Below are 17,551 nucleotides of genomic sequence, written 5' to 3'. Positions count from 1 at the left end.
AAGGAAGTTTCTATTCATTCGGTAGCAGGGTGGCTCGAACGGTGGTCGGTTCGTTGAACGTGAAATTGCTACCAACCTCATATTTGATTCTCGAAGGAGTCGCACCAGTATGGCAATTGTAGAGATGGGCCGCGATAGCAAGAAAAGGTCTCGGACGACGCATGAGGCACGCGGCGATCGAGGTGGGTTGAAGATCGAATCCCGATTCTGTCCAAACGACGTCGCGGATCCATTCGACACCGTGCAATGGGAATTGCGCAGTGCGGCAATCAAAGATGAGTCTGGGAAAGCGTTGTTCGAACAGAAGAACTGCGAAGTCCCATCCGACTGGAGTCAGCTAGCGACCAACGTCGTGGTGAGCAAGTATTTCTACGGCGACCACAATAATCCCAACGAGCGAGAGTCATCGGTTCGCCAGTTGATCCATCGCGTTACGCGCACAATGGCCGATTGGGGAATCGCCGATGGTTACTTCGACACCCCGGAGGATGGAGAGCGATTCTACCGTGACTTGACCTGGCTTTGCCTTCATCAATACGGATCGTTCAACTCCCCCGTTTGGTTCAACGTCGGACTTTATCAGCAATACAACGTCACGGGCGCGAAGTGCAATTGGCACTACAACGTCACGACCGGCCAAGTCGAGCAGCCAGAAAATCCTTACGAGTATCCCCAAGGGTCCGCATGCTTTATTCAAAGCGTCGAGGACAACATGGAGGACATCATGCGCTTGGCGACGAGCGAGGCGATGTTGTTCAAGTTCGGATCGGGAACGGGAACCGATCTGTCAACCATCCGCAGCAGCCGTGAGAAGCTATCTGGAGGAGGGAAGCCAAGCGGTCCCCTCTCGTTCATGCGTGTCTACGATCAGATCGCTGCGGTCGTGAAGTCGGGTGGAAAGACTCGCCGCGCCGCCAAGATGCAATCGATCAAAGTCTGGCACCCGGATGTCATGGAGTTTATCGAGTGCAAGTGGAAGGAAGAGCAAAAGGCGCATGCGCTCATTCGCCAAGGCTACGAGTCGAACTTCAACGGCGAAGCCTATTCGTCCGTCATGTTCCAAAACGCGAACTTGTCCGTTCGTGTCACCGATGAATTCATGTCCGCCGTTGCCGATAACAAGGCTTGGAAGACCCGTTGGGTGAGCGACAAGTGCGAAGCGGAGCCACCGACCTACCAAGCTCGCGATATCCTGAATCGCATGTCCGAGTGCGCATGGCACTGCGGTGACCCAGGGGTACAGTACGACACAACGATCAACAAGTGGCATACGTGCCCGAACAGCGGCCGGATCAACGCCAGCAACCCGTGCTCGGAGTACATGTTCCTTGATAACACGGCTTGCAATCTCGCCTCGATCAACTTGATGAAGTTCCGACGAGACGATGGTACGTTCGATCACGATGGATTCACGAATGCGTGCCGCGTGTTCTTCATCGCCCAAGAGATCTTGGTCGATCATGCGAGCTACCCCACCGATCGCATCGCCTTCAATAGCCACTTGTTCCGTCCTCTGGGGCTGGGCTACTCGAACTTGGGCTCCCTCATCATGACGTCGGGAATTCCTTACGATTCCCCAGAGGCCCACGGCATGTGCGGTGCGATCACTGCGTTGCTGCACGGCGCCGCGAACTTGACCAGCTCGGAAATCGCAGGTGTCGTCGGGACGTTCACGGAATACGACGAGAATGCCGAGCCGATGATGCGAGTCATGCAAATGCACCGAAACGCTGTCGAGCAAATCGATTCCGCGGGCCCTGCTTATCTGAAGGACGCCGCACGCTCGGTCTGGGAGAAAGTTCTGGAGTCGGGGCATCGCAATGGATTCCGCAACGCGCAAGCGACGGTATTGGCACCCACGGGCACCATCAGTTTTATGATGGATTGCGATACGACGGGCATCGAACCCGATATTGCGCTGGTGAAATACAAGCAGCTGGCGGGTGGCGGTATGCTGAAGATTTTGAACAAGTCGGTGCACATGGGGTTGAGGACACTCGGCTACACCGAAGATCAGATCAAGTCGATTGAGGCTTATATCAACGACAAGGATACGATCGAAGGGGCACCGGAATTGAAGACCGAGCACTTGCCCGTGTTCGATTGTGCCTTCACTCCTGCAAACGGCACCCGCAGCATTCGCTGGCAAGCCCACGTGGAGATGATGGCCGCCGCGCAACCGTTCTTGTCCGGTGCGATCAGCAAAACGGTGAATATGCCTAAGGAGAGCACGGTCGAAGACATCGGTAACGCTTACTTCTGGGGTTGGGAATTGGGGCTCAAGGCGATTGCGATCTATCGAGATGGATCCAAGCAAAGTCAGCCGCTTTCGACCAAGTCGGAAGGGAAGAAAGCAGAAGAAGCGGCCGCAAAGACGGTCGAGAAGATCGTTTACAAACCGCGCCGCGAACGATTGCCCGACACTCGCAACTCGGTCACCCACAAGTTCAGCATCGCTGGTCATGAAGGCTATATCAGCGTCGGTCTGTATCCAGATGGACGTCCAGGCGAAGTCTTCATTACGATGGCGAAGGAAGGGAGCACGGTCGGCGGTTTGATGGACAGCTTCGGCACCGCAACGTCGATCGCATTGCAATACGGTGTTCCACTCGAGGTCCTAGTGAATAAGTTCAGTCACACTCGCTTCGAACCGATGGGCCATACAACCAATCCTGATATCCGTATCGCCAAGAGCTTGATCGATTACATCTTCCGTTGGCTCGGCTTGACCTTCCTCGATAGCTATCGAGAAGAGCACAAGATGAAGACGGAGATGGCATCTCCCTCGGCAGCGACCGTAGCATTGACGTCGACCAAGACGCCGGTAAATGGAAATGGAGCCGAAGTTCCTTCACCAGTTGCCTCGTACACCAAGGCTCGATTCGTCGGTTTCGATAGTATTCCTGTCCGTGGCAACGGATCGGAAGGTTCGGGTTCAGGTCAGATAGCCGAGAGCCGGGACTCGCAGTTTGCTGGATTCCAAGGAGACGCACCAAGCTGTGATAACTGCGGTGCGATCACGGTTCGAGCTGGAAACTGCTACCTCTGCCACAACTGCGGCAACAGCCTAGGCTGCAGCTAGCGGACGTGCGATGGAGGAACGGTCGGGGACGATCGTTCGACAAGAGTAGAAAAACGGTCGGGGGCGACCGTTAGTCAATTGGCGTACATCGGTCGACCTCGACCGATGTACTGGCATCTATCCGTCCGACGAATCGACCGATTCGTCATGTTTGAATCGTCTGGGTTGCATTAGCCGGTTTCCAACCTGCGTTCCCCCCGCCTCCGCCCTATCGGCGAATCGACCGCCTCATGACGTCTGAATCAGCGGGCTGCGTCCTTCTGCATACCGTTCTGAGAACGGTTGGAACGTAAACGCCGTTTGGAAAACGGCTAATACTTTGGGCACGGAGGATTAGGGATCCAAGATGTCGGCGATGGCGTTCAAGTCGATGGCTTGGTATTCCATGGCTTCCGGGCTGATTGTCGCTCCGGCTTTGTTCATGGCTCCCATGACCAAGACCCGCAACATATGAGCCATGGACCCCGTCGGCCCCTGCTGGAGCGCTTTCTTGATGACCTTGTGATGTTGATTCAGGATGACGTCGTTTTTATCGGCAGGCATCCGATCGAAATGTTGCTGGATGATTCGTTCAAAACCCTTTGGCAAATCACCGCTATCTTTGATCTCTTGAAAGGTCTTCGAGAGTTCATATCGCTCGTTGATGAACGCGAGGACCGGAGGACTGTTCCGGCTGCTTGCGACGAACAAATTGATATTCAATTTCGCGAGAAACTCTTGCCATTCGCTTCCGGCCTCTTTGCGTTGTTCAATTCCGAGAATGGATTCGGTGAAGTTGCTCGACGAGGGGCTCGCTGGGCGTAGCTCGCTACGCAAGCTTTTGTTCTGTCCAAGCATGCTCGCCAGGAGCGTCTCCTCGAAACTTCGGAAAGTATGGACACAAGGAACGCCCGTGCTGCGAAAGAACTCGTTCATCCACGTTTCTTGCCGTCGATCCGCGTTGTACCAAATGACATAATCGACATCGGTTTCGACAAGCTCGTCGGCACGACTCTTGTCCAGAATATCGATGAGCGTCAATTCCCCTTGGGAGGTGTTGAATCGATAGGTGCGCGCTAACAAGCTGCGGAGGCGGTCGTCATAGACGGCCATCCCCGCAAAGGTATAACGATGCCACTGGAGAATCGACTGCCATCGCGAAGGCTCGCGGTCTGCGATCTTTTCGAAGTGTTCATAAATCGCGTGTTCCAGACTTTCACATACCGCGAGAAAGACCGCATCGCGTACCAGGTCCTCTCGATTGGAAGTTGGGGAACAGTCCGGTAACTCCAACACGCCTCGCAAAAAAGGAGCCCAACCCGGGATCAACTCGCGAATATGTCGGGAGATGATCATCCGCCGAACGCTCACGGCGATGGTGGCTTCGTCGGCAAAGCCAGGGGTGCGCTGGGGCGTTACATAGAGGGCACCTCGCACTGAAACAGGAGACTCCATCGCGATGGGAATGGTGTCGAGTGGTGTTTCCCCAAAGTACGAGGCCAGCTCTTCGATCATGTTCTCTTGATCGGGAGTCGGATCCAGCCAACTGGCCTGGATCAAATTGATGCGAGCCTTCGATTCGTTGAGATAGATCGGAATCGGAAGGAAATCCGCATACTGCTTGATGCTGTCTTCGATCAGCTGTTCGTCTTCCGCAAAGATCGTGTAATTAGGTTTGAGGTACAACGTCACGGAGGTGCCAGGCGTCGTTTTGTTCGAAGCGGATAGCTCGATTTCGGTGCCCGCTCCAGCCTCCCACCGGATCGCTTGCTCCCCTTCAAATCGCAAACTTTCAACCACGATCCTCTCCGCCAACATGAAGCCGGAGAACAATCCGATACCGAACTGACCGATCAGGGCGCTCCCGTCTTTCTTGCTGGCGGGCATTTGCGCGTCTGGATTCTCGGCCGTGAACCCTTTCTTGATCAAGCCGGTGATGCCGATTCCCAAGGTGCCCAAGTACTCCTCCGCTTCCGCGGGGGAGAGCCCGATGCCGTTGTCGTGAAAGGAGATCGTGCGATGCATCTCATTTTGCGTCACATCGATCCGTCCTTGATAGCTCAGATCGCGCGCTCTGCGACGCATGATGGCATCGTGAGCATTCTGCAGCAATTCACGAATGGGAGTATTGGGATTCGAGTACAGGGAGGTTCCCATGATCTCGATGATCCCCGCGATATCGACCTTGAAAGGAATTCGCTTCGGGAAAGAAGGGGATTCGTGGCTTTGTGACATCAAGACTTTCCAGAAGCTTTTTCGAGTACCTCTTCGGCCACGAAAATGGGAAGGGGTGGTTGGAACGTGACGGCGATCGCAATGGCATCGGAGGGACGCGTGTCGATTTCAAGCAACTCCTCACCCCGGCGGATGCGCAGTTGGGCAAAGTAGGTCTGGTCCTGCAAATCGGTAATGGCGACGCTTTCGACTTCTCCCCCCAGCGCCTCGGCGACCTGCACCACCAAATCGTGAGTGAGAGGACGGGGCGGTTTTGCAACGCTCTTCACCCGGCGATCAATGCTGGTCGCTTCAAAGATCCCGATCAGAATGGGCATTTGCCGATCTCCGTCTACCTCTTTGAGGTAGATCACTTGGTTATCGCTAATCTCGCTGATGATGATTCGAGAAAGCTGAACGGGGATGGGAGACGACATGTTTCGAGATTCCAGGGGACGGGTTCGCAACCGACTCCATTGTAACCGATCCCCTTGGCGGATCGTAGGACTTGCGGGTGACAGACTGCGATAGGTTGGTATCATTTCGCTCCAGGTAATTTGGACTGTTTTTGACGATTGGAATGATTGAATGGCTAGCACACCGTTAGGACTTTCGGCGAATCTCTCCGGGCAAGTGGCAATGGTCACAGGAGCTTCGCAGGGTTTGGGGCAGACGATCGCAATTCGCTTGGCCGAGAATGGCGCTAAAGTGCTCTGCATCGCCCGCAATGCGGAAAAGCTGGCGAGCACCGTCGCCACCATTCAAGAGAACGGGGGCGAGGCAATCGCGATTTCGTGCGACGTGACCGATCGGGCTTCGGTAGAACAATTGTTTGAACGGGTCGAGACGGAGTTCAAACGACTGGACATCATCGTCAACAATGCGGGCATCACACGGGACACTCTATTGCCCCGAATGACCGACGCCCAGTGGGACGAGATTTTGGCCGCTAACCTGACCAGTTGTTTCCTGTTTTGCCGCGCCGCAACCCGAATCATGATGGGGCAGCGATACGGTCGCATTATCAACATGTCGAGTGTCTCCGGTTTGATCGGCAACGCAGGGCAGACAAATTACTCGGCGACCAAAGCGGGAATGATCGGCTTGACCCGTTCGTTGTCCAAGGAGCTGGCCAAACGAAAAATCACCGTCAATGCTGTCGCTCCTGGATTCATCGAAAGCGACATGACCAAAGCACTGGGGGAAGCGATCACGGACGAAGTGAAGAAACGAATTCCAGCCAACCGATTGGGGCAAGCGGACGATGTGGCCGCCTGTGTTCTGTTCCTTGCTAGCCCTGCAGCCAGCTACGTGACCGGCCAAGTCCTCACGGTTGATGGCGGCATGACTGGTTGATGCTTCGACGGTCCAACCCCCACGAGAGCCCGCGTCTCGTTTGCCCGAACGCTCGTAACTTTTTCATACCCTAGGGCCGACGCCCTAGGGTTTTCGCACCAGCGGCTTCGATTCGCTGAATGCCACTTGCGACGAAACTCAGAGCAGCGCCGCGCATACGAATTCCCTCGCGTCGCTTTCTTGGCAACGGCGATCGCTAATCTGTTTCTGGCTCGCGCAGCCGTCCTGTTTCTGGCTCATGCAGCCGTCCTGCTCCGAGCCCCATTCTCGTGCAGCCGACGTCGGATCCTGTACGCGCATGCCGCCGCTTGATGCCTAACGCATTGCCCTAGGAAATGCGACGCTGCGGTCGGCCTCTTCGAGATGGCTCTACCCGACAGTGGCAGGGTCGGTTCCGATCGTTCCGACGAGCTCGCTCAAGTAATCTTCGCTTTGGCATCGCGCCAACATCGACTTGGCGTGTTCCAGCTTGGTTCGCAAGCTGAGTCGCTCGATAACGGGCAAGTAGTTGGGGCGGCTGCAGTACTCGGTCAGCGTCTCCACATGCCGACTCCAAAGTCTCACATCGACCTTCTGCTTTGCCAACAATCGATCCCGGTACCAATCGCTACGAAGCATCGATTCGCGGCAGAACAAGTTTCGGACTTCTGGGGAATCGATCGTGTGGCCATTCCAGTGCCCGTCAACCATGATCTTCAGGATCGCTTGCAAGGGTGGGCATGCGATTTCAAAGCTACCGTCTTGCAGGTAGACCTCTGCCACCTTCTTTTGCGATTCCGCGATAAACAGAATGCCATCCACGAAGGCTTCGAGATTCTGCTTCTCGGGACAAAGAATCCTCTCTTCGAAGACCCGTCTCGGGTTATCGAAGACTCGTCCGAAGTAACTACGGACGAATTTGTCCGTGATGCGATACCCGAGACGACTCGCAGGAACGTGCACTCCGTTATGCTCGAAATCTTGAACCTTCTCCAACATTCCGTCTCGTATCATCGCTTCCGGACATCGTTCCTCCGGTCGGAGCCTGCACCAAATCTCCGGTACAAACATGCTGATGTCGTGCCCTACCTCGATATCGGGACCGATGTGCCCGGCCGCGGTGCTAAATCCTCCCAAGCCCGTGAGGATCATGCTGACGACGGTCGCGTTCAAGTCGTAGCACATGTTGAGTGCATTGAAGGGCCCTTTGGTAAGCGCCCCCTCGCTTCCCGCGCCAGTCGTCGACGGAGACTTCCCGGTAAAGGAGCACACATAATCCATCAACAGCTCGGGAAGCTCCTGATAATGGATGGGGTTGTAAACAGCGAGAGGTCGGATCTTCGCTTCCACATCAGGCGGATTGTTGCGCCGACCGGAAAGGATGGCATTGACCGGAATCGGAACCTTTTGTTGGTTGGACGCCGCCCGAAAGAGTTGCAACCCGCGAAAGGCGACATACCGATCGAAGGCATGGGTCAAGTCGGGTCGATCCTGCAAATAGCGAGGATTCTTCGACGGTTTTCCATCCACCAAGCGAGGCTGCGCGGAGGAGATCACGAACTCCGAACCTTCATTCTCGACAAACCGACTCAGCCGGTTCTGCATCGGTGCAGTGTATTGTTCAAACTCGATGATGTTCGCAATCTCTTGCCGAACGGTTTCTTTGGTAAGGGGCTCGTAGTTGCAGAAAAAGTTTCCGACGTCGGCCATATCCTTTTCTGTCTGCTTGTCCAATCCCCGGTGGATTGCATCGTCAGGACGTTGAAATAGCCGGTATTCGCAGTTGGCGACGAATTTGAAACTGCCATCCGACCGCTTGTCATCGAACGGGCTGAGGCCTTGTAGATAGCGATGGGGAACCACCACGCTCGCGGTGATATCGTCCTCGAGTTGGATCTTAACGGCGGCGGCAAAATCCTGACGCAACTTGTACATCCGCCATCGGCCTTGATGGTCCAATCCGACGCGAAGGTACATCCCAACCAATTTGCGATTGCCGTACTTCAATTCGTGCCCGTTGTCTCCGTTGACGACATCGACACCAAAGTGCTCGCGCCAGTTTCCGTTCCACTCCGGTTTGGAAAAGCGTTTGATGATAAACGCCATCGCATAAAGGTGAGAAGGGATGGACCGAAGCCATGCGTTGTAGGCGTCGGTGTACTCGTTCGAAGGCGTGAGAAGCTTGATCACACTACCGAGTGAACGGCGAGGGTCGAGCGGTTTGCGGCTTGCGCGCTGGCTGTAGTCTGGTTTTTCCTTCGATCCCTCTTTCCAACGATCGGAGTAATCTCGGTTGAAGATCGCATCGAGTTGATCGAAGTCGGACTCGATATCGGCGACAAAGATAGGTCCACCGAGCATGTAGTCTCGCAGCGACTTGCTGATCTCGCTTTTCCCGCCGCCACTTACCGTGCAAGGCTTGTGGCATACGGTTCCCTCACCCGACACTCCGACCAGTCGCCATGAGGGGGCACAGGGATGTTTCTCAACGATTACCTTGTAACCGCTGGGTGCCATGTAGACCTTTTTTTGTTCGAGAGGTATCGAATGCTCTCCATCGGCGCCTGACCAGCGAATGGTGCGATCAAAAAGAGAAGCTCTCGCGTTCTCCGGCACATAGACCAGTTCGGGGTGAACTCGGTCGACCCCATAACCCTCGGGATGGAATTCGATGAAGTCTTGGTAATCGCTTTGTAGGTCCGACATGGTGCGACCGTTGTACCGGCGCGAATTCCACTGAAACTCTTCACCATGATTGTGCGCGATGAATGCGAGTGTTCCTCCGGCATGCTCCTCTTCGGCATTTCCTAGAAGATTGGCGGCGTAGCTGATCTGCGTCTTTACTTCTTTCTTGCAGTAGCCGTAGTAGTTGTCAGCGATCAAGGTGACGATGACGCCCGCTTCATTGCGGCAAGTAAGCTTAAATGCGACACCGTCGTTGTATTTCTCGCCGGGATCCTTCCAGCACATCGAGTCTTCACGTTGCCGTGGCGTCGCGTCGTCGTAATGAGGTAGTCCCAGTTCCTTCTTGGTCAACTGAACCAGATGCGGAGCGAGAATCACGCAGCCTGTGTGTCCAGTCCAGTGCATCGTGTCGAGGGAGGCATCGTTGTCAGGAACCAGGGGGTCTCCAGCGTTTCCGAAGATCGATTCGACAAAGTCAAGGTTGCTCACCAATCCTCCGGGTGCGAAGAAACGAATCTCCATCGTCTTCTTCTCGCAGTAGCCAGGGACGGGAGGGCAAACCAGCGGCCGGATGAGGAGCGATACGAACGTCCTGGCTGGATTTCCATTCCCTCGAGTGAAGGGTAGCTCCATAATCCCTTCCGGCTGCCGAAGGGCTTGAATGAAAAGGTTGGCGAAGACATGCTTAGGAACGACTCGTTTGTCGCCGGCGATCGGCAATCCGCCATCGGCAACATGAAACGTTCCTTTGGTTGTCCTGCGATCGGCGCGAGGATTGTGGAGCACTCCGTTGTCCACGCGGATCGACGTTAGCATCTCATTTTCGAATCGATGCCCTCCATCGGGCAAACTCAATTGCCGGGCCAGTCCGTGATGGTCCAAGACCAAGGTCGTTGTCGGAAGCTTCAGCTGGGGGGCTTGGTCGCAATCTGCAAAATACTGTTGCAAGAAGGCTTCGATACGTTGATCGATCGGTGCTTTCAGCTGAGTTAAAAGCCGGTTCTTTTCTTCTAAGTTCGCGAGCAAGCCCTCCGGAAGTTCCACGCGGGCTTTGGCGTCATCGTCGAGAACCAAATCGGTGGCCGCCATTTGCATGTAGATGTACTGCCGCAATTGGTTCGCGGCCTTTTCGTCTCGCTCCGCTAATCTGGACCAACTCAGCATGCGATCGGGTGCATCGATCAACCAACCGTTATCCACTGCTTGAGAAAGCTTGTCATTAGAAGCCATAGTTCACCTTGTTCGGGCGAGGGAGCGCAACGTACTGTCATGAAGAGATCTCATGCCGATGAGAACAGTAAGAGCTTACCCAATTCTCGCCTCGTGTCGACCAAGAGAGCCTGCATTGACCATGGCGATCATGAGAGCCTCTAATGGTGCTGGCGTTTACTGCGGTGGATGTTGGGGGGCGAGCCAACCGGCTGATTTGTCGAACATGCTATCGTCGTCGTGCTCGGATAGCGCGTATTCACTGACGCCCCGAGCGCCATTGGGGAGTTGGCCAAAAACGGTGACTTGCTCGATCACACGTTGACCGACGGGGAATCGGACGCTGCCATTTCGGGCGATGAATGACTCGAGAGGAATGGAGGTTTGCTCGCCCGATTGCAGGATTCGATTGCCCGTGCTGTAAAACTGTTTGTTCAACCCGATCGATAGTTTGCCAAGCTCTCCATCGGAATCGTTTTTGATCACGATGCAGGGTACAAGTCGTCGATTGACTTCTTCGTTTCCTATCCACTCGCTTTGGAATTTGATCAATGCGGGGAGGGGAGGTTCCCCGAGCTTGGGGGTTAGTGCGTAAAGGAGCAATCCGCATGCGATCGGAACGGCGATGAGCGTCAGCATGAGGATGGCCAGCTGCGTGCGTGTGACGGTTCGAGGCTGAGGCATACAATCAGGTGCTGTTGGGGATCTCGGCAAGTGCTAAACTGGACGCTGACAGTTTACCCCCTTGGCAATTCGGCCCGAATTCGTTCGATGAAGGCGGCTGGAGGTGCTATCAAGATAAGGACCCTTCAGCGTGGAGCCAAGTCGGAACAAAGCGGATGCGAGCCAGGAAACCACTGGTTCTCGCGAAACCGCGACCGCCCTTCAAGAGCTGGCTCGCCTCCTCTCCTCCTCTGCCAGGGAGGTGGAGTGGGGTAGTTGGGAACGCATGGGGGAACGCATTCCGATCAGTCTTTTGCAGCTTATCGAGCTAGCGGGTGCCAGGGGAATTGTGGATGTCGACTCGCTTTCTCTGCGGATCGCGGATGCTCGGCTTTGTGTCGACGCCCCCGACGCTCCCATCCTGGCAGTCATGGGGCTCTTGAATGCGGGGAAAAGCTCGTTGGTAGGGTCCTGTCTCTCCGAAGAAGGTCGTCGACGAATCTTGATCGGGTCGGGAAATCGCGAGGGAACGCATCGTTTTATCCTCTGGCTACCCTCGCAGTGGAAAGCGAATGGAGTCGTGTGGCAGTTCGTTCAGTCGCGACTGTTAGGAGCCTTTTCGGCTGGATTCGAGTTCCTGTCTGACGATCCTGACCGAGCCTCCGAGCAGTACAACGACGTTTCGACGCGAGCCCCGGTGCATGTAGATGTTCATTCGTCGGCTCCAAATCTTTCTTCACCCGCTGGGTCTGCCGGACCGGCCGCGTCTCCTGGACCGGTCCCTGTGTCGGCGATGGAGATACCTTTGGTCGCATTCGACCCTGGCCTTGATCGACTCCAAATCGCGTTGATGGATTGTCCAGATGTGCAAACTGGAATGATCGCTGGATCCACAACCGTTTCTCTGCCAGCTGGAGCCCCGGCAATACCGAGTGGATCGTATGTTCAGCAAGCCGAATTGACCGCCAAGCGAAGAATGGAGATCTTGACTCGTGCTGCACCGATCTGTTCCGCGTTCGTGATTGTGTTGCCTGCGAACGCGTTGCATGACGAGAAGGTGAGCGAACTGATGCAAGCGATCCGAGCTCGCATGCCCCACACTCTTCAAATTGCAGCTGTCAACCGAGTCCCGCGACGCTACGCGACCACGGAAATTCGAGATGAGATTGCCAAGCTTTACGGCGACCGATATCTGGAACGGGTCTATATGGCCTACGGGTACGATGGCCCCCAGCAGCGAGAGCGGATCCCCAATCCACCGGTTTTCTTCGAATCCTCCCAGACGGGTGAATCCTTTCCCCTTTTCTTTCGAATCGATTCTCCAGTGTGTCCGCTACCACCAGGGGCAATCCACGATCGCGATTGGTTTTTGGCCATCGGGAGCGAGTTGACCAGCCATTCGCTCCTGCAAGACGCGGTACGTTCCCATGTCGCATCGCTTTACCATCGTTGGCGAGACGTTGCGGAAAAGGTGCAGCAGTGGGTTCAAGACGCATCGAAACGTCGAGATGCCATGCGCCGCGTGCTCGCGGAAGCGTGTCTTGATTTTTCCCGCGACCCATCCTCGGGTGGACGCATTCGGTTGCAAGCGTCTCAAAAAATTGTGGAGCAGATCTCGCATTCGTTGGAGAGAACGGCCCCTTGGTGGGCACGCCCCGGGCGTTGGACGTCCAAATTGGCCGAAGCTGGAAAGTCACGGGTGCAACAGTTAGGGGAATGGCTCCGTCTGCCCGCATGGATCGGTGGCAAGACAGAGGGTTTGCTCCGATTCATTCGAAGTCGCTGGAATGCAAACGAAGGGGCTCGTGTTGTTTCTGCCGAGTCCCTGTTACGATCGATCGAGCGACTTGATCAAGAGCTTGTATGGCAAATCGATGCACCTGGGCGATCCGTCGCGGGGAGCACCGGCGATCGGTCATGGCTGGTTCAGAAGCTTCAACGGGGCATTGACCGTTTCCAAGCCGAGAGCTTGATCGAACTGGACGACCTAGAACTCGATGCGTTAACCAGCCAGATGTGGCACCAGATGCCTTGGGGAAAGAAGATTGCGACCGGACTGGCCCCCGCAGCGATTCTCTTCGCACCTTTGCTCGCCGTGATTATGCTGCCGCTCGATTTTGGCGGATCAAGTGTGTTGGTGTTTGCGTCGGTGAAAGAGTTGCTCGGGGCCGGGGTGGCAGGCTTGGGATTCGCCCTTCTAAGTCCAGACCAAATGCCGAAGATTGCCGAGAGCGAGGCCGCCTGGCGACAGATGGGAGATTTGGTTGCCACCCTCTGCGACACTCTGGATTTGGAACGACCCAGCGAAGCCCAGCCCATCTCCCTGCGAATCGGGGAAACTTGGAAATCGCTCCCGATCAGCAGCATTGCCACGGTTCTCGACGAACAAAACCCATTGCCTGATGGGAACGACGGCTTGCAGGGTGCGGTGCATCAGGTTGTTCCGAAGTCCCTGCGGATCCATCGCGGAACGTTCGAGAGGTTCGAGTCCCTGTGCCGTTCCTTGCTCAACGAGTAGCTTCCTGCCCACCGAGATGCTTTTCATTTCTTTGAATCAAATCCATATGCAATCCTATTTGAGCTATGCCGATCGATTGGAACGAGCCGCCGATGCAGTCCTCGGGACGCAGCAGGGTGCGCAACAAATCCGTCGATGGTGCGAACAATTTCGAAGCCAGTGTCGGGATATCGAGGAATCGCGAGGGCTTAATCTACCATCCATTGCGATTATCGGAGCCAAGGGACAAGGGAAGACTTGGATTGCCAGGCAATGGATTCTCGATCCTCTCGTGGCGAGCCGGCTGCCGAGCGGAGTGCTGAGTCGCGAGGCGACGACACAGCTTTACTGGATCGGGCCATCACCTCCTGAGAACATGGATTCGACCAGGGAAATCTACCTGCCCTGTCGCCGCGAGATGATGCTCGACCTCCAGTCGGCCTATATTTTGCTGGATACTCCGGGAGTGACCGACGACGACAAGCAAGCGGCCAAGCTAGCGCGGGAAGCGATGAGTCTTTCCCCGATTCAACTCTTGGTCGTGCGCCGTGACCAACTGCGAGGAGCCGTCCTAGGTTCGCTCGCGCACAACGCGGAAGGAGCCATCTGCATTCCAGTGATCACTTGCGTCCCTCCCAAAGATTGGACGCCATCCGAGCAGGGGACGCATTCGCAGGAAGCATCGGTCCGATACTCTTCTTCCCTGCAAGCCGACATGGAGATGTTTCAGCGATCGTTGCGCAGCTTCGCACCTTCGACTCGATTCCTATCTCCGGTCTTGGTGGAAGACTTCGAAGCCTCAGGAGATGAATCAGGCTGCGGGGAACGATTTCGAATCACCATGCAGCAGCGATTGCAGTCGGAATCGTTTGAACGCATCGCGGCAACGAAGGGGAGCCGATTGGAGGCTGCGCGTGATAGACTAAAGGGGCGCGTGCGTCAGTATGTGCAGACCGAGTTACAGGGGCTGGTTCATGCGGTTCAGACGCTGCATCGCGAAGCCGACTCCCTGCCGGCCCAGACCTTGGAAACCGTTCTCGGCTCCCAAGAGGAACTGCAGGCCGCGATACGGGGCCGTCTGCGCGCTCATGTTCTGTCTGACACCGCGTTGATATGGTTTCCCTATCGCACCATCTTGTCGTTGCTCGGATACACCACCGGCGCCTGGGATCGCCTCATTCTTTCACTGACAGGGAGCCTCCCGTCAATCTTTGGCACCTTTCTGGCTTGGGCCAAGAACGTCAGCCGTTCGCGAAGTATCCAATGGGAGCTTCAGCAAGGCATTCGCGAGCGTCTGAATCGGCAAATGGAAGATCGATTGCAGCCCGTTCAAGATTCCTTTTACCGGAGCGTCCATCGATTGAAGGGAGAGCAACCCAAAGAGAACGAAGCGAACGCCGGATTGCACGTGCGGCTCACCGGTATCGATGAGTTGCAGGATCAAGCGCGAACGGTATTCGAATGGTCGGTCGATCGCGAGCTCCCCGCTGCTTGGCGTTTGCAACTGTTCGGTCTCGTCGGCACTCTCCTGTTCTGGGGTATGATGGCCGGGCCCATTGTCGCTGTCTACCGACGCTATTTCGAAGCGAGTTGGCGATCGCTGGTGGAGTCGAATACCGCAGTAGAAGGATTTGAATTCGGTTCGAGCATTTTTTTGAGCAGCGTATTGCTCTCGGTACTCCCCTTGCTGGTGTATTGCATGGTGGTTCTGAGTTGGTGGCAGCGCCACAGTAAAGTCCGCCGATTGGCAACCCGGACGTTAGCTGAGGAGCATCGATTGCTTGAAGACCTCCGGGCCAAGGGTGTCATCAAATTGCGATACGAAGACCCACTGCTTGAACATGCCGAGTTCCTCGTGCACCAGTAGGGCTTGGGATCATCCATCGCCCCCCGCTTGGGCTGCCAAGGGGACGCGTCGGAGCCAGCCCGTGGAACGCCGTGGTATACTGGTCGCTCAGGCCCTCTCGCGGTCCGGCTTCCCCTAGCCAATTTCTTTTCAGGTGTTCTCCATGCCAAAGTACCACATCGATCGTTCCATTACGGTCTCCGTTCCACCACAACAAGCATACGAGCTTCTAGCCGATTACCATTCTTGGTCGACCTGGTCTCCCTGGTTGATCTCGGACCCACAAGCCCAAGTGACCATTTCCGACAACGCCACATCGATCGGCTCTCGGTACGCGTGGGAAGGCGAAATTACCGGACAAGGGGAATTGGAACATTTGCAGTTAACTCCGAACCGATCGATTGCGGATGAACTTCGGTTCATCAAACCGTTCAAGGCGATCTGCAAGACGAATTTCTTCTTCGAACCGAGCGGAAGCGGAACCAAAATTCGCTGGACGATGGATGGTTCGATGCCTTGGTTCCTCTTCTTTTTAGTGCCCATGATCAGAACAATGGTAGGACTCGACTACCAGCGGGGATTGACCATGATCAAGGATCTACTTGAAACGAATGCTATCCCCTCAAAAGTGAATATTCACGGTAAGTCCGATGTCGGCCCTGTTCGGATGGCTGGCATCGTGGGGTTCAGCCCGATGGAGGGGATTGGCAAGGCGTTGGCGGATACGATGAAGCAAACCGATGAAGCATTTCGTCAATCGGGAATGTCGATCGACAAACCCATGGTCACTGTCTACACCAAGTTCCGTATGAAAGATGCGGGGCTGCACTTCATCGCCGGTTACTTGCTGGGTGACAATGAACAGATTCCAGCAAGTTCTCCACTCAAGCTTTGGAGTTTGCCAGCATGCAAAGCGTTCCGCGTCGAGCACATCGGAGCTTATCGACATCTTGGAAACGCTTGGAGCGTCGCCAATCAATGGGTCCAATGCAAAAAGATGAAGCAGTTGCGCGTTGGGACTTTTGAGATCTACCGCAACACGCCCGACCAAGTGCCAGAAGAGGACCTTCGCACCGACATCTACCTTCCGCTGAAGTAGCCCCACTGTCGGCACTAATCCCGCCGCTCCAACCTCCCCTCTCTTCACCCCCTGCTTTCCCCCTGCGAGCTTTGCGCCGTTGCGAGAAACTTCTTGGTTCTGGAGGAAGTTGCGCGCCAAGGCGCCAAGGCGCAAAGGATGGGGGGAGAAGAGATGGTGGGAATGGAGTGAATCAAACTTCGATTGGAGTTGCCATCGGATTACTTCTTAAAGCTCGTCGCACATCACGATCTCCTCTCTCTTCATCTCCTGCTTTCCTTTCGCGAGCTTTGCGCCTTTGCGAGAAACTTCTTGGTTCTGGAGGAAGTTGCGCGCCAAGGCGCCAAGGCGCAAAGGATGGGGGGAGAAGAGATGGTGGGAATGGAGTGAATCAAACTTCGTTTGGGATTGCCATCGGATCACTTCTTCAAGCTCGTCGCACATCACGATCTCCTCTCTCTTCATCTCCTGCTTTCCTTTCGCGAGCTTTGCGCCTTTGCGAGAAACTTCTTGGTTCTGGAGGAAGTTGCGCGCCAAGGCGCCAAGGATGGGGGGAGAAGAGATGGTGGGAATGGAGTAAATCAAACTTCGATTGGAGTTGCCATCGGATCACTTCTTCAAGCTCGTCGCACATCACGATCTCCTCTCTCTTCATCTCCTGCTTTCCTTTCGCGAGCTTTGCGCCGTTGCGAGAAACTTCTGAGTTCTGGAGGAAGTTTCGCGCCAAGGCGCCAAGGCGCAAAGGATGCGGGGAGAAGAAGGGAGAGAATCGAATGAATTGCGAACTTTATCGGACTGGCTTCGGGTCACTTATCAAAGCTCGTCATCCATCATGATCCCCTCTCTCTTCATCCCCTACTTTCCCCCTGCGAGCTTTGCGCCGTTGCGAGAAACTTCTGAGTTCTGGAGGAAGTTGCGCGCCAAGGCGCCAAGGCGCAAAGGATGCGGGGAGAAGAAGGAGAG

At 55.4% G+C, this 17,551-nt stretch carries 9 protein-coding genes and 1 pseudogene; 5 read left to right on the top strand and 5 right to left on the bottom strand.

Going from position 1 to position 17,551, the window contains the following annotated elements:
- Positions 1–169: 169 nt before the first annotated feature.
- Positions 170–3,082: pseudogene (locus VN12_RS06850) on the top strand (vitamin B12-dependent ribonucleotide reductase); the annotation flags it as partial.
- A gap of 333 nt (positions 3,083–3,415) precedes the next feature.
- Here VN12_RS06850 and VN12_RS06845 read toward each other — a convergent pair.
- Together VN12_RS06845 and VN12_RS06840 are read right to left on the bottom strand one after the other, a co-directional pair.
- Positions 3,416–5,296, bottom strand: a complete 1,881-nt coding sequence (locus VN12_RS06845) for an ATP-binding protein (protein ID WP_146676124.1) — start codon at positions 5,294–5,296, stop codon at positions 3,416–3,418.
- The gene (locus VN12_RS06840) at positions 5,296–5,712 is read right to left on the bottom strand and encodes a bifunctional nuclease family protein (RefSeq protein WP_146676123.1); all 417 of its coding nucleotides are present in this window, start codon (positions 5,710–5,712) and stop codon (positions 5,296–5,298) included. The genes VN12_RS06845 and VN12_RS06840 overlap by 1 nt, the downstream gene beginning before the upstream one ends.
- 151 nt (positions 5,713–5,863) lie before the next feature.
- On the opposite strand from VN12_RS06840, the gene fabG reads away from it, so the two are divergent.
- On the top strand, positions 5,864–6,631 hold the full coding sequence (gene fabG, locus VN12_RS06835; RefSeq protein ID WP_146676122.1) for a 3-oxoacyl-[acyl-carrier-protein] reductase: 768 nt from the start codon (positions 5,864–5,866) through the stop codon (positions 6,629–6,631).
- Positions 6,632–7,000: 369 nt separating this feature from the next.
- Here the strand turns inward: fabG and VN12_RS06830 are convergent, their stop codons facing one another.
- Both VN12_RS06830 and VN12_RS06825 read right to left on the bottom strand, forming a co-directional pair.
- The gene (locus tag VN12_RS06830) at positions 7,001–10,459 is read right to left on the bottom strand and encodes a hypothetical protein (RefSeq protein WP_146679818.1); all 3,459 of its coding nucleotides are present in this window, start codon (positions 10,457–10,459) and stop codon (positions 7,001–7,003) included.
- A gap of 222 nt (positions 10,460–10,681) precedes the next feature.
- Positions 10,682–11,188: a hypothetical protein gene (locus VN12_RS06825; RefSeq protein WP_146676121.1), complete on the bottom strand. Its 507-nt coding sequence runs from the start codon at positions 11,186–11,188 to the stop codon at positions 10,682–10,684.
- A 130-nt stretch (positions 11,189–11,318) separates the two neighbouring features.
- Between VN12_RS06825 and VN12_RS06820 the strand changes: the two genes are divergently transcribed.
- The 3 genes from VN12_RS06820 (at position 11,319) to VN12_RS06810 (ending at position 16,609) form a co-directional block, all read left to right on the top strand.
- The gene (locus tag VN12_RS06820) at positions 11,319–13,685 is read left to right on the top strand and encodes a hypothetical protein (protein ID WP_146676120.1); all 2,367 of its coding nucleotides are present in this window, start codon (positions 11,319–11,321) and stop codon (positions 13,683–13,685) included.
- A 16-nt stretch (positions 13,686–13,701) separates the two neighbouring features.
- A complete protein-coding gene (locus VN12_RS06815) occupies positions 13,702–15,531 on the top strand; it encodes a hypothetical protein (RefSeq protein ID WP_168164261.1) in 1,830 nt (609 codons plus the stop codon).
- A gap of 142 nt (positions 15,532–15,673) precedes the next feature.
- Positions 15,674–16,609, top strand: a complete 936-nt coding sequence (locus VN12_RS06810; RefSeq protein ID WP_146676118.1) for an SRPBCC family protein — start codon at positions 15,674–15,676, stop codon at positions 16,607–16,609.
- 207 nt (positions 16,610–16,816) lie between these two features.
- Here VN12_RS06810 and VN12_RS06805 read toward each other — a convergent pair whose 3' ends face one another.
- Positions 16,817–17,053 (bottom strand): hypothetical protein, encoded by a 237-nt coding sequence (locus VN12_RS06805; RefSeq protein WP_146676117.1) that lies wholly within the window; start codon positions 17,051–17,053, stop codon positions 16,817–16,819.
- Positions 17,054–17,551 lie beyond the last annotated feature (498 nt).

It is taken from the genome of Pirellula sp. SH-Sr6A (assembly GCF_001610875.1).
In the GTDB taxonomy this organism is placed as follows: Bacteria; Planctomycetota; Planctomycetia; order Pirellulales; family Pirellulaceae; genus JBKCUI01.
Note: the sequence above shows the minus strand (reverse complement) of the source record. Positions and strands in the feature narration are given on the sequence as shown.